This is a genomic window from Neobacillus driksii, assembly GCF_013409995.1.
Classification (GTDB): Bacteria; Bacillota; Bacilli; order Bacillales; family Cytobacillaceae; genus Neobacillus; species Neobacillus driksii.
Map to the genome: position 1 here is coordinate 20,523 of NZ_JACCBX010000017.1, position 13,549 is coordinate 34,071.

A 13,549-nucleotide genomic window follows, 5' to 3' on the forward strand; every position below is an offset into this window, starting at 1 on the left:
ATGCGTCATGGCTACACGACAGGAGCTTGTGCAACAGCGATGACAAAGGCAGCACTGCAAGCTCTTGTCGTGGGAAAAGTACCTGATGAAGTCACGATTTATTTACCGGTGGGCCAGTATGCAACATTTAAAGTAACCGCATTTGAAGTGTCAGAAGGCAGGGTAATGTGTGAAACGATTAAAGATGCAGGGGACGATCCTGATGCTACACACCAGGCACGAATTCAAAGTACCGTTCGTTATTCAAAAGAAAAAGGTATCCATTTAGATGGCGGGGTTGGTGTAGGGCGAGTGACAAAAGCGGGACTTCCTGTGCCGGTAGGTCAAGCAGCGATAAACCCTGTACCGCGTAAAATGATTTGTGGTGTTGTACAAGAAGCCATTGATAAATATAAATTGGATTGTGGAATTGAAGTGGTCATTTCCGTACCAGATGGTGAAGAGATTGCTGAAAAAACATTGAATGGGCGTTTAGGCATTATTGGCGGAATTTCGATATTAGGTACACGGGGAACAGTGGTTCCATTTTCAAGTTCTGCTTATATGGCAAGTATCGTACAAGCAATCAATGTAGCAAAAGAATCAGGATGTGAGCATTTAGTCATTACAACGGGCGGACGCAGTGAAAAATATGCAATGCAGCAGTATCCTCATTTACCAGAAGAAGCATTTATCGAAATGGGCGATTTTGTCGGTTTTACGTTAAAGAATATTGCACGGAAGAAGATTCAGAGAGTCTCGTTAGTAGGGATGATGGGGAAGTTCTCAAAAGTAGCCCAAGGCGTTATGATGGTTCACTCAAAAAGCGCACCAATAAGCTTTGAGTTTTTAGCAGGCATTGCCAATAAAGTGGGTGTTGATGAGAAGACGCAGCGAGAAATTTTACAGGCGAATACGGCTTCACAGGTTGGTGAAATGCTTCAGGGAAACGAGGCATTTTTTGCAGCACTTTGCAAAAACTGCTGCTACTATGCATTGAATCATATGAATACTGACATGAAAGTGTCGACAACCTTGTATGCCATGAATGGTGACTGTTTAGGAAAGGCTGAGAATATTGACAAATTGGATGAAGATGATTGGTATAGGGGATAATGGCGCGGAAGGATTGCTCCCCCAATATACACAGTGGATCAATGAATGCGATGTACTTGTAGGCGGAGAGCGCCATTTGCAATTTTTCCCAGAATTTATAAAAGAGAAAAAAGTTATCAAAGGCGGTTTGTCGGCGTTAACAGCTGAATTACAGCAAGAAACACGAAATGTTGTTATTTTAGTGTCCGGTGATCCACTATTTTATGGACTTGGCAATGTACTTGCGAAAAAGCTACCGTTAGAGATTTATCCGTATACCAGCTCGGTACAGCTTGCTTTTGCTAAAATGCAGGAAAGCTGGCAGGATGCGTATATTGTCAGCTTGCACGGCCGTTCCATTAAAGGGTTTGCACAAAGAATTGATGGGCGTCAAAAAATTGCTGTTTTAACAGATGAAACGAATTCTCCGCAGGCCATTGCAAAATATTTAAAGCGTTTCGGCATGACAGAATATGATGCCTTTGTTGCTGAAAATCTACAAGGTGAAAAGGAGCGGTGCCGCTTCTTCACATTGGACGAAATGGAGCAAAGCTCCTTTTTTCCATTGAATGTTGTGGTTTTAAAACAGCGAGTGGCAGTCGAACGCGCCTCTCTTGGAATTCCGGATGATGCTTTTCTTCAGCGAAAGCCAGATAAAGGATTAATTACGAAAAGAGAAATTCGGACTCTTTGTCTGCAGGAGTTAGGACTTAAGGAAAATAGCATCGTTTGGGATATCGGAACCTGCACAGGTTCAGTTGCGATTGAAGCAGCGAAAATGGCTCGTGAAGGTGCCGTGTATGCAATTGAAAAAAATGAGGGTGACCTTGAAAACTGCCTGGAAAATCAATTAAAACATCGTACAGATTTTGTTGCAGTGCTGGGGAAGGCACCTGACCGTCTGGAAGAATTTCCAGATCCTCATGCGATTTTTATTGGCGGCAACGGTGGAAATATGGAGCATTTATTGCAAATATGTATTTCACGCTTACAACCAAATGGACGCCTTGTTATGAATATTGCAACGATTGAAAATCTGGCAGAAGCGCTGCGGCATCTAAAAGCATTAGGCTGTGAAGTATCGATATTACAGGCACAAATTTCAAAGAGTAAACCAATCTTAAATTTAACGCGTTTTGAACCGTTAAATCCAATCTATATTGTGACAGCAAAGAAAGGAAATGAATAATGAGAATGGGAACCTTATTTGGACTAGGTGTAGGGCCGGGAGATCCAGAATTAATCACAGTAAAAGCATTTCGCAGATTGCAGGAAAGCCCGGTCATTGCTTATCCAAAAAAATTAAAGGGCAGTAAATCTTATGCCCATCGTATTGTTGAAGTGTATATTAACCCGGCAGAAAAAGAGATGCTTGGTTTAGTATTTCCCATGACAAAAGATGAAGATACACTAAGAACTGAGTGGACAAAATCAGTGGAAGCTATTTATAGCTTTTTAATTCAAGGAAAAGATGTAGCTTTCGTGACTGAAGGGGATCCAATGCTGTTCAGCACATTTATTCATTTAATGAACTTAATGAAATCGATGTACCCTGATGTCCCGATTGAAACGGTAGCGGGTATTTCTTCGTTTAATGGTTCTGTTAATCGCTTAGGGATTGCTTTGGCTGATGGTGATGACCATGTCGCCATGATTCCTGCTACGGAGGATATGGAAGAAATGCGCCGAGTAATTGAAAACCACGATGCAATCGTCTTTATCAAAGTAGCAAAAGTTATAGACGCAATGCTCGATCTACTGGAGGAAATGAATTTATTAGAAAAAGCACATGTCGTTACAAAAGTTACATCTGATGAAGAGGTCATTTGGAAGATTAATGAACTTCGAGGTTCAGAATTAAATTACTTGTCATGTATGGTGGTGCGCAAATAATGAAGAAAATTTGGATTATCGGAGCAGGTCCAGGAGATCCTGATTTAATCACGGTGAAAGGTTTAAAGCTATTAAAAGAAGCGGATGTTGTGATGTATACTGATTCACTTGTAAGCGAAACGTTAGTAGCGGAAGCAAAGGAGTCGGCCGAAATTATCCGCACAGCAGGGATGCATCTTCAGGAAATGGTGGATTGTATTGTCGAGCGTGTCAATTCAGGCAAAAAGGTAGTACGTTTACATACAGGCGACCCGGCGATGTACGGGGCAACGATGGAGCAAGTGGCACTGCTGAAGCAGCATGAGATTAGCTATGAAGTTGTTCCGGGTGTAAGTTCTGTTTTTGCATCTGCAGCAGCAGTTGGAGCAGAATTGACGATTCCTGATTTAACCCAAACGCTTATCTTAACACGTGCTGAAGGACGAACACCAGTGCCTGAGCGTGAAAAATTACAGGCGCTGGCAAGCCATCACTGTACGATTGCCATGTTTTTAAGTGCGACATTAACAAAGAAAATTACCAAAGAATTGCAGGCAGCAGGCTGGGCAGACGATACACCAGTTGCGGTTGTGCAGCGTGCTTCGTGGCCAGACCAAAAAATTGTTCGGACAACACTGGCTGAATTAGATGAAGCAATGCGTGTCAATGGTATTCGCAAGCATGCGATGATTCTAGCAGGCTGGGCATTAGACCCGCATATCCATGAAAAAAATTATCGTTCGAAGCTATATGACAAAACCTTTACTCATGGCTTCCGCAAAGGTGTGAAGGAGAATGATTAGTTTACGTGAAGGTGAAATTCCTGTAATAGAAAAGCGCAAACCATATGCTCTCGTCGCCATAACGAAACATGGGGTGGCACATGCAAGAAGCTACGCGGAAAAATTTCCGTATGCGGACGTTTATTATATGAAGAAATTCGAACAGGGCGACGAAGACACGCGAAAAATTCAGTTATTTGATGGTACGGTTCGCCTATTATTGCCCGTTTTGTTCCAGCAGTATAAAGGAATCATTTGCATCATTTCCCTCGGTGCTGTTGTTCGTATGATTGCTCCACTTTTGATTGATAAAAAGAAAGATCCTGCAGTGTTAGTGGTGGATGATAAAGGCCAATATGTCATCAGTGTTTTATCAGGTCATATTGGCGGTGCCAATGCCTTAACCAATGAATTTGCCAATGCGATTGGGGCGGCACCCGTTGTTACAACCGCGTCAGATGTTCAAAAAACGATTCCCGTTGATTTATTTGGCGCCCAATTTGGGTGGATGTGGGATAGTGAAGAAAAATTAACACCTGTTAGTGCATCGGTTGTCAATGAAGAGCATGTTGCGATTGTGCAGGAAACGGGAGAAAAGAATTGGTGGATGTATGATCGCTCAATGCCAGACAATTTGAAAATTTATCCTACGATAGATGAAGCAATCATGGCAAAGCCACAAGCTGCACTGCTTATTACAGATCGTTTAATTGAGGAACATGAAGAGGTGCTGCTCGAGAACGGAGTTATGTATCGCCCAAAATCAATTGTACTTGGCATTGGCTGTAATCGTGGTACGGCAACGGCAGAGATTGAACAAGTCATAGATGAAACATTAGCGGAGCTGTGTTTAAGTAAAAAAAGTGTCAAAGCAGTTGCGACCATCGATTTAAAGAAAAACGAAACAGGCCTGCTTGAATTAACGGCTAAACATAACTGGCCGTTTGTAACTTACACACCTGACGAGCTAAATGAAATACCGATGCAAAACCCATCGGAAACAGTCTTTAAATATACAGGTGCATATGGGGTCAGTGAGCCGGCCGCATTGCGTTATTCGAATGCGAAAGAGTTACTGCTGGAGAAAAAGAAAAGCGGAAATGTGACTATATCCATTGCACGTGTCAACTTTGAGGAGGAAGTACGATGAATCGATTTGTTCTAGCCGGTACTGGAAGCGGTGTTGGAAAAACAACGTTTACAATCGGCATCATGCGTGCGCTTATGAAGCGTGGTTTAACAGTCCAGGGCTTTAAATGCGGCCCAGATTATATTGACCCAACATATCATACTGCTGTTACACAACGCCTTTCTCGTAATATTGATAGTTTCATGATGTCTCATGATACGGTCCGTGCCATTGTCGCTAGAGCGAGCCAAGATGCAGATGCAGCTATTATTGAAGGAGTCATGGGCTTTTATGATGGCAAATCGCCATTATCAAATGAAGGATCTGCTGCTCATATTAGTGAGATTACAAAAAGCCCCGTCATTTTAATTGTCAATGCGGCAAGTATGGCAAGAAGTGCGGCTGCGATTGTCAAAGGATTTCAACTGTTAGATGAAAATTCAAATATTGTTGGTGTTATTGCCAATCAATTAGGAAGTAAAAGCCATTTTGAAATTGTCAAAGCAGCGATTGAACAAGAATGCGGAATTCCCGTCATTGGTTATTTGCCGAAAGGAGCAGTACCAATGATGTCAAGCCGTCATCTGGGTTTAGTGCCAGCCATTGAACGTGGTGATCTAGATTCCTATTTTGATAGTCTTGCAGAAGCAATCGAAGTAACAGTGGATATGGAACAGCTGCTGGAAATTACAAAAACACAATCATTGGAAGTCATTGCATCTATTTTTGATGCAGAGGCGCAAAGTCAAGAAGTACATATTGCAGTTGCAAAGGATGCGGCTTTTAACTTCTATTATGAAGAAAATTTAGAATTACTCCGTGCATATGGTGCCACATTACATTATTTCTCTCCATTACAAAATGAGGAAGTTCCAGAAAAAGCGCAGGGGCTGTATATCGGCGGCGGTTTCCCGGAAGAGTTTGCAGAAAGCTTGGCGAAAAATGAGGAAACGAAGCAATCTATAAGAACCGCGCTTGAGCGAGGGGTGCCAACGTTAGCTGAATGCGGCGGTTTTATGTATTTAACAGAGGAAATTGTGAATCGTCATGGACAGGTATTCCCAATGCTCGGGATCATTCCAGGACGTGTGCGGATGCAGGATAAATTAGCGGCACTTGGATACCGGGAAATTACAGGTGTTCCCGGCAACTTTTTAATCAATGAAGAGGAGCAGGCAAAAGGGCATGAGTTCCATTACTCAACGTATGAGGGAGAGCATACATCACCAGCTTATTTTAGTAAAGGCCGTTTTCGTGCTCAGCAGGAAGGTTATCTACATAAAAATATTGTTGCGGGTTATACACACTTTCATTTTGCTTCGAATCCTCAGCTTGTGAAAAATTGGCTGACAGCATGTTTGGAGGATAAACAATGAATTATTTCCCACTATTAATGAATATTGACTATAAAAAGGTTGTTATTGTTGGGGGCGGACAAGTAGCTCGTCAAAAGGCAGAAGCGCTGCTGCCAACAAAAGCACTAGTGACAGTGATAAGCCCGGCGGTAACCGAAAAATTGCAGCACTACATCAATGAAGGGCTTGTGACATGGAAAGAAAAAGCATTTGAACCTGCTGATTTAGATGATGCAGCACTGATTTTCGCCGTTACAAATGACGAAGAGGTAAACAATGCAGTGGAAGAAGCGGCCCAGCATTGGCAATTACTCAGCCGTGCGGATGCAAAAGGACGTGTTGATTTCATCAATCCAGCAGTCGTTCGTCGTGGTGATTTCGTATTGACAGTATCGACGTCTGGAGCAAGTCCAGGTCTGACACGCCAAGTAAAGACGGATTTAGAAGAGCAATTTGGAGTACATTACGCGCAGTATGTTTCATTTTTAAAGGAAGCGCGTCAGCGAATTTTACAAGTATTTACGGGCGATGTGAAAAAACAGCTATTGGCAGAGCTCCTGGATCCACAGTTATTAAACTGGATGGAGCAAGGTGAAAAACAAAAATGTGAAGCGTGGCTCAAGCAGCGTATAGGAGAAAAACGGTGAGCGGATTTGTATATATTGTAGGAGCTGGCCCTGGTGACCCAAAACTATTAACGATTCGTGGATTAGAGTGCATTCAGCAAGCAGATGTGATTTTATATGACCGTCTGGTGAATGCTGAATTATTAAAACATGCGAAACCTGACGCCGAGCTGATTTATTGTGGAAAAGAACCAGGCAGGCATGGACTGATTCAGGATGAAATTCATCGTGTGCTAGTGGAGCAAGCCAATCTTGGCAAGCAGGTTCTACGCTTAAAAGGCGGTGACCCATTTGTCTTTGGACGTGGTGCAGAAGAAGCCGCGATTTTACGGCAAGCCGATATTCCATTTGAAATCGTGCCTGGTATTACAGCGGGGATAGCTGTGCCTGCTTATGCAGGGATTCCTGTAACACATCGTGATCATGCTGCAAGCTTTGCGATCGTTACAGGTCATGGGTGCCAAGAAAAGGAGCAGGACTTTTTAAATTGGTCCGCGCTTGCTCAAATTGATACGGTGGCCTTTTATATGAGCATAGGCAATATCGCGCATATTACGAAAAGCTTAATAACCTATGGCAAAAGTGAAACAACCCCTGTTGCCGTCATCGAATGGGGCACAACCAAAAATCAGCGTACGATTACAGGCAATCTCTCCACGATTGCCCAAGATATTCAAAAACATCGTATCTCTAATCCATCCATGATTTTAGTTGGCGAGGTGGTTAGTGTACGGGATCAAATTGCCTGGTTTATAGAAAAGGAGCATGAATTATGTTAGAGGCATTAAAAAAACGCCGTGCGATTCGCCAATTTGAAACGCGCGAAGTGGAACGTGACAAAATTGAGACATTATTAGAAGCAGCAACGTATGCACCAAATGACCGTATGCGTGAGCCATGGCATTTCTATGTATTACAGGGAGACAGCTTAAAACGTTATGAGCAGGTGGCGCGTGATTATTTACAAAAACGCTTCCCAACAAAACTACATTTGGTGGAAAGCTCAATGGAAGCCATCACAAAAACACCGCTTATCATTGTGGTGACATCTGCCATTGTCGAAGCTGATGAAGGTGCAACCAAAGATAATACCTTTGCAGTCAGCAGTGCGATTATGTCGATGTGGTTAATGGCCGAACAGCTGGGTTTAGGCATGGTATGGCGTACACGCGGTGTTGGCTTAGTGCATGAGACAGCTTTACATGATTTTATTGGTGCATCGGATGGGGAGCAATTAGTAGGGACGTTATGCATTGGTTACCCTGCAGAAGAATTCACTTCCGCGAAAAAGCGTACACCATTTGCAGAAAAAACAACTTGGCTATAAGGAGGCTTGTACATGGTTCGACAGGGGATGCTGTTAGTTTATACAGGTGAAGGCAAAGGAAAAACAACCGCTTCACTTGGTGTCGCATTACGCGCAATTGGCCGCGGCATGAAGGTGAAATACTATCAATTTATTAAATCACCTGAACGTACATATGGTGAACAAATTGCCCTCGGAAAACTTGGTGTTGAAACATTGCAATTAGGTATTGGTTTTACTTGGACGAAAACACCGGAGGAGCATCGCAAGGCACTTGCGAAAGCCTGGCAGATTGTAAAAGAAGAGCTAAATGATGAAACAACAGATGTTTTAGTTCTGGATGAGTTGAATAATGCGTTAGCTATTACACGTTTTCCAATCGATGATGTATTGCCATTACAAGAGGTGTTAGCGGCCATACAAAACCGCCCTAAAACAATGCACCTTGTCATCACAGGCCGTTCTGCACATCCATCTCTACTCGCTATAGCTGATTTAGTGTCAACGATTGATGCCACAAAACATTATTATGCTGATCAGGATGTCAAAGCGATGAAGGGGCTTGAGTTTTAAGCACCAAGTCGCCTTGAAGTACAGACCAAACAGCATAAAAAAATGTGAATGAAGTAGGGGCAACTGTTGCTATTGTGCAAGAATTGTCCATTTGTGTTGTGGAAATTGAGGAGAAAATTCAATGATAAAAGGAACACCTTTACAATTTGATTTTGAAAAACTGTGGAAAGAAGGCATGTTAGATTGGCATGGCAAGATGCCAGAACGAATGGTCGATGATGTGCTGGAAGAAGCATATTGGGCTCAGTCCATGAAGAAAAAAACATACAAGCAAACAGATAACTATTCAAAAATAATTTACGAAAAAATGAAACAACATATCCCCCAAAATTCAACTTGTATTGAAATTGGGCCGGGATGGGGCAACTATACCTTCCAACTCCGTCAAGATGTCAAAAGTTTAACGTTAGTGGATGGTTCTGAAAGTGTGCTTGCTTATTTATTTCAATACTTTGAAAACGATACAAATCTTCAGTACGTTCATAGTAAATGGGAAGAAGCGCAAATTGAGCAGCATGATGTTGTTATTGGGGTGAACTGCTTTTATCGTATGTATGAAATGAATGCAGCGTTGAAAAAAATGAACAGTCTTGCCAAAAAGCGTGCCATCATTGGTTTAACAACAGGACCTATTCAACCGCATTACGTTATTTTAGATGAGCAGTTTGGCTATGACATTAAACATCCTCGGCGTGATTATATTACCATCGTCAATATGCTGTATCAGTTAGGAATTTATGCAAATTGTGAAATGCTCAAGCTGGAGCGTGAGTATCGTTATGATACATTGCAGCAATTATATGAAGCACAAAGCAAAAAAATCTTATCACCTCAGTTAGATATGGCACATGTGAAAGCATCACTCGAACGCTTTATAGTAATGGAGGATGGCCAGTATGTATACCGTTACCCATTCTATGCTGCGATTATTAGTTGGGAGCCTGTGAAATTACATGACTACGTTACGTTATGACATTACTAATAGGGGCTTTAATCGGGGGCACTGTTGACATAACAAATAGGACTTAGTGGTTACATGATGATGGGAGAGGGGGAGGTCACTTTATGACAACATGGAATTTAACGCAAATGCAGCGTCACTTACTCATTTGCAATGGGGCAACCTGTATGGGAGCAGGTGCTGAGGAGGTCACGCAGCAAATTCGTGACGAAATCCGGAAAAACCGTTTAGATGAGCATATTCATACATCACGTACACGATGTAACGGCCGCTGTAAAGATAAATGCGTCGTAATTGATTACCCAAAAGGGACATGGTATTCGGTTCAAGATGAAGAAACAGCACGTGATATTGTTCATGAAGCAGTTGAACAAGATGCGATTATTTATTCAATGGAGCACGGTGTGCGGAAACGCAGCGAAAATCGAATGAAAGGAATCGATAAATACAAGAAAGGTAAAGGACCAATGAAAAAAGCTGTATTATTTGTTGGACATGGCAGCAGGCTCGAGGCAGGGAATATAGAAGTTCGCGAATTTATCGGGCAAATGAAAGAATACATTGATCCGGCCCTTTTAGTAGAAACATGTTTTTTAGAATTTGCATCACCAAATATTGAAGATGGGATTCAGCTGTGTGTTGAACAAGGTGCGGATGAAATCCATGTAATTCCTATCATATTATTACATGCAGGACACTCAAAACTGCACATTCCTGCTGAAATTGAACATGCTAAAGAGCATTTCCCAGATGTTCAATTTACCTATGGCCAAACGATTGGTGTTCATGAGGAAGTTTTTGAAATTTTAAAAACAAGACTGACTGAAGCAGGGTTTGACGTGGAACAAAAGCATGAGGATACGGCCATTTTATTAATTGGACGAGGCGGCAGCGATCCATATGCTAATGGTGATTTTTATAAAATCAGCAGATTATTGTGGGAAAAATTACATGTACCTATTGTTGAAAGTGCCTTTATGGGAGTAACGACGCCAACTGTGCAGGATGGGATGGAACGCTGCATTAAATTAGGCGCAAAAAAAATTATTATGCTGCCGTATTTTTTATTTACGGGGATTTTAATGGAAAGAATGAATAAAATGGCCGAACAGTTTAAAGAGTCATATCCGCATATATCAGTTGATATTGCTCAGTATTTTGGCTATCACCCAAAGTTAAGAACGGTACTCTTAGAACGAATGAATCAGGCCATAAACGGTACTTCGACTGGAATGCAAGATTTAGAGAATTTCCGTAAATATGCGGAAGAACATGGGTATCAACATCATCACCATCAACATAATTAGAGGATAGACAACCAGAAATGTAAGGAGTTCAAATAAAATGGCTGAGGCTCTTAAATTGATGTTTCAAGGTACCAATTCGGATGTCGGCAAAAGTGTCGTCGTGACGGCCTTTTGCCGTATATTCGCCCAGGACGGATATAAAACGGTTCCTTTTAAGTCACAAAATATGGCGTTAAACTCTTATATCACAGTGGATGGAAAAGAAATAGGAAGAGCACAAGGGGTCCAGGCCGAAGCGGCAGGGATTCAGGCGACAACAGATATGAATCCGATTCTGCTCAAGCCGAATCGGGATAACCAATCCCAAATTGTGGTCCATGGAAAACCGTATAAAAATATGGAAGCCAGTGCATATCGCAAGGAATTCTTTCAAACGGGTATTGAGCTGATTAAAGAATCGCTTGCTGTTCTGGCAGAAAAGTATGAACGGATTGTCATTGAAGGAGCGGGCAGTCCTGCCGAGATTAATCTGAATGACAGGGAAATGGTCAATATGCGGGTCGCAAGAATGGCTGACGCCCCTGTGATTTTGATTGGGGATATCGAAAAAGGCGGAGTTTTTGCCAGTTTAGTAGGAACCCTTCAGCTCATGGACCCTAATGACCGTGACCGAATCATCGGCGTCATCATCAATAAATTCCGCGGTGATATACGGCTTTTGGAATCTGGATTAACATGGTTTGAGGAATATACAGGAAAACCGGTTCTGGGAGTGATTCCTTATTTGGAGAATTTAAACATCGATGCCGAGGATTCCATGATATTAAATCAATATACATCGGTCCGAAATACCGAAAAAGAACTTGATATTGCGGTGATACAGTATCCGAAAATCTCCAATTTCACCGATGTCGATCCTTTTTTTACCGAACCTGATTGCCATGTCCGGTTTATTACAAGAGCAGACCAATTACACAGCCCAGATTTAGTGATTCTTCCTGGGAGCAAGAATACGATTGAGGATTTGCTGTTTTTAAGAAAAAGTGGTATCGCCGAGAAAATCGTGGAATTGCAGCAAAAGCACGAATCCCTTCTATTTGGAATCTGCGGCGGCTATCAAATGCTCGGTGAAAAAATCGAGGATCGGTTTGCTATTGAGTCACTTCACCATGAAATCGAAGGTCTCCGCTTACTGCCCATCAGGACGACCATTACAAAAGACAAGACGACCGTGTCATCAAACGGACTGTTACACCTTAACGGCAAACATTTCAACGTGTCAGGTTATGAGATTCATATGGGAGAAACGTGGACGACCCGAGAATCCCGGGGACTAATTGATACACAAGGACGATCAGATGGCTGTAAAACCGCAGATGAAAGAATCATTGGTACTTACTTTCATGGGATTTTTCATAATGATGAATTTCGTAAGGAGCTGTTGAATCAGATTCGCCAAGCAAAAGGATTAGAGCCGATTCATCAGCGTGGATCCTTCAACCAATTGCGTGAAGAAGCATTTGATCTGTTAGCGGATCATGTAAGGTCGCACGTAAAGCTTGATTTGATTGAACAAAAAATGAAGGATTTCCCAAAAAGGCGGATTAGCCAATGAAGGGTGTCCAAACAGTTATCACTCCCTTGTTGGTTAAACTGTGGATGAAATAGGAGCTTTCACAATGAAAATAGGTAAGGGAAGTTGCAATGGAACATTTGGAGAACTTGTTCAAGGGATAATAGACGAACGGCCTTTTTTAATCACTTTTCCAATCCAAAGTTTGAGAAGTGAGGCAAGCTTTATCCCAGATCCAACTTCACCAGAATTAACAGGTGTGACTTCAAAGGTGAAAGCAATTAAAGCTGGAAAATTGTTATTAAATCAGTTTGATTTGAATGGTGGCGGCAAGCTTGACATTCGGTCAAATATTCCAATTGGAAAAGGGATGGCGAGTAGTTCTGCAGATATTGTAGCATCTATGAAAGCAATTGCTCATAGTTACTCTCTCCCCCTAACACAAGATATAATTTCTGCAATTGCCGCTAAGATTGAGCCAACAGATGGTGTTATGTATGATGAGGTTGTGGCTTATGATTATATACACGGTGATCTTATTGAAAGATTTGGAGTTTTACCGCCTTTCATCCTCGTTGGGATAGACCTCGGAGGAGCCGTAAATACAATTGAATTTAATCAATTTAAAAAAGCATATGATCGATATGATCAACATCTATTTTCAGAAGCATATCATTGGGTCAGAGAAGGGTTCAGTAAAAACGAGTTTTCTCTTATTTGTAAGGCAACAACGATTAGTGCACGAGTGAATCAAAAAATATTAAGAAAACCTTATCTTTTTGAAATGGAAAAATTAGCTCATGCATTTCAAGGCGGAATTGTTGTTGCTCACAGTGGAACAGTGGTGGGAATTTTAATAGACAAAAATAGACTGAATAGTAACGAGATTGTTTTCCAGTTATCAAAGCATTTGTCACATCTTTTCAAGAACCTGAAAAAAACCCCTTTCTATTATTCCAATGTTACTAATGCTAAAAATATCAATTTTATTAATTAATGTAATTCTCATCCATCTATACGATTCTTCCGCTTTGGTTATTTTTATCGTTAC

Annotated in this window: 14 protein-coding genes; all 14 read left to right on the forward strand. The window is 41.7% G+C overall.

Annotation, left to right across the window (positions count from 1 at the left end; translation table 11 throughout):
• The 14 genes from F4694_RS27675 (at nt 1) to F4694_RS27740 (ending at nt 13,495) form a co-directional block, all read left to right on the forward strand.
• Nucleotides 1–1,095, forward strand: coding sequence for a cobalt-precorrin-5B (C(1))-methyltransferase (locus F4694_RS27675; protein WP_374757453.1), 1,095 nt, complete (start codon nt 1–3; stop codon nt 1,093–1,095).
• Nucleotides 1,070–2,263, forward strand: a complete 1,194-nt coding sequence (cbiE, locus tag F4694_RS27680) for a precorrin-6y C5,15-methyltransferase (decarboxylating) subunit CbiE (RefSeq protein WP_179603234.1) — start codon at nt 1,070–1,072, stop codon at nt 2,261–2,263. Before F4694_RS27675 ends, cbiE begins: the two co-directional genes overlap by 26 nt.
• A complete protein-coding gene (gene cobI, locus F4694_RS27685; protein WP_179603144.1) occupies nt 2,263–2,967 on the forward strand; it encodes a precorrin-2 C(20)-methyltransferase in 705 nt (234 codons plus the stop codon). Before cbiE ends, cobI begins: the two co-directional genes overlap by 1 nt.
• The gene (gene cobM / locus F4694_RS27690; protein ID WP_179603145.1) at nt 2,967–3,749 is read left to right on the forward strand and encodes a precorrin-4 C(11)-methyltransferase; all 783 of its coding nucleotides are present in this window, start codon (nt 2,967–2,969) and stop codon (nt 3,747–3,749) included. The genes cobI and cobM overlap by 1 nt, the downstream gene beginning before the upstream one ends.
• Complete coding sequence (locus F4694_RS27695) at nt 3,742–4,878, forward strand: cobalt-precorrin 5A hydrolase (RefSeq protein WP_179603146.1); 1,137 nt, start codon at nt 3,742–3,744, stop codon at nt 4,876–4,878. Before cobM ends, F4694_RS27695 begins: the two co-directional genes overlap by 8 nt.
• Nucleotides 4,875–6,233 carry a cobyrinate a,c-diamide synthase gene (locus F4694_RS27700; protein WP_179603147.1) on the forward strand — a complete coding sequence of 453 codons (1,359 nt, stop codon included), beginning with the start codon at nt 4,875–4,877 and terminating at the stop codon, nt 6,231–6,233. Before F4694_RS27695 ends, F4694_RS27700 begins: the two co-directional genes overlap by 4 nt.
• The gene (locus F4694_RS27705) at nt 6,230–6,859 is read left to right on the forward strand and encodes a precorrin-2 dehydrogenase/sirohydrochlorin ferrochelatase family protein (protein ID WP_179603148.1); all 630 of its coding nucleotides are present in this window, start codon (nt 6,230–6,232) and stop codon (nt 6,857–6,859) included. Before F4694_RS27700 ends, F4694_RS27705 begins: the two co-directional genes overlap by 4 nt.
• On the forward strand, nt 6,856–7,617 hold the full coding sequence (cobA, locus tag F4694_RS27710; RefSeq protein ID WP_179603149.1) for a uroporphyrinogen-III C-methyltransferase: 762 nt from the start codon (nt 6,856–6,858) through the stop codon (nt 7,615–7,617). The genes F4694_RS27705 and cobA overlap by 4 nt, the downstream gene beginning before the upstream one ends.
• Entirely contained in the window at nt 7,611–8,165 is a 555-nt protein-coding gene (locus tag F4694_RS27715; protein ID WP_179603150.1) for a nitroreductase family protein, read from the forward strand. Before cobA ends, F4694_RS27715 begins: the two co-directional genes overlap by 7 nt.
• 12 nt (nt 8,166–8,177) lie before the next feature.
• Nucleotides 8,178–8,717 (forward strand): cob(I)yrinic acid a,c-diamide adenosyltransferase, encoded by a 540-nt coding sequence (locus F4694_RS27720; RefSeq protein WP_179603151.1) that lies wholly within the window; start codon nt 8,178–8,180, stop codon nt 8,715–8,717.
• 121 nt (nt 8,718–8,838) lie between these two features.
• A complete protein-coding gene (locus F4694_RS27725; RefSeq protein ID WP_179603152.1) occupies nt 8,839–9,690 on the forward strand; it encodes a methyltransferase domain-containing protein in 852 nt (283 codons plus the stop codon).
• Between the two features lie 92 nt (nt 9,691–9,782).
• Nucleotides 9,783–10,985, forward strand: coding sequence for a CbiX/SirB N-terminal domain-containing protein (locus tag F4694_RS27730; protein ID WP_179603153.1), 1,203 nt, complete (start codon nt 9,783–9,785; stop codon nt 10,983–10,985).
• A 37-nt stretch (nt 10,986–11,022) separates the two neighbouring features.
• Nucleotides 11,023–12,540 (forward strand): cobyric acid synthase, encoded by a 1,518-nt coding sequence (locus F4694_RS27735; RefSeq protein WP_179603154.1) that lies wholly within the window; start codon nt 11,023–11,025, stop codon nt 12,538–12,540.
• Between the two features lie 64 nt (nt 12,541–12,604).
• On the forward strand, nt 12,605–13,495 hold the full coding sequence (locus tag F4694_RS27740) for a GHMP family kinase ATP-binding protein (protein ID WP_179603155.1): 891 nt from the start codon (nt 12,605–12,607) through the stop codon (nt 13,493–13,495).
• Nucleotides 13,496–13,549: the final 54 nt, after the last annotated feature.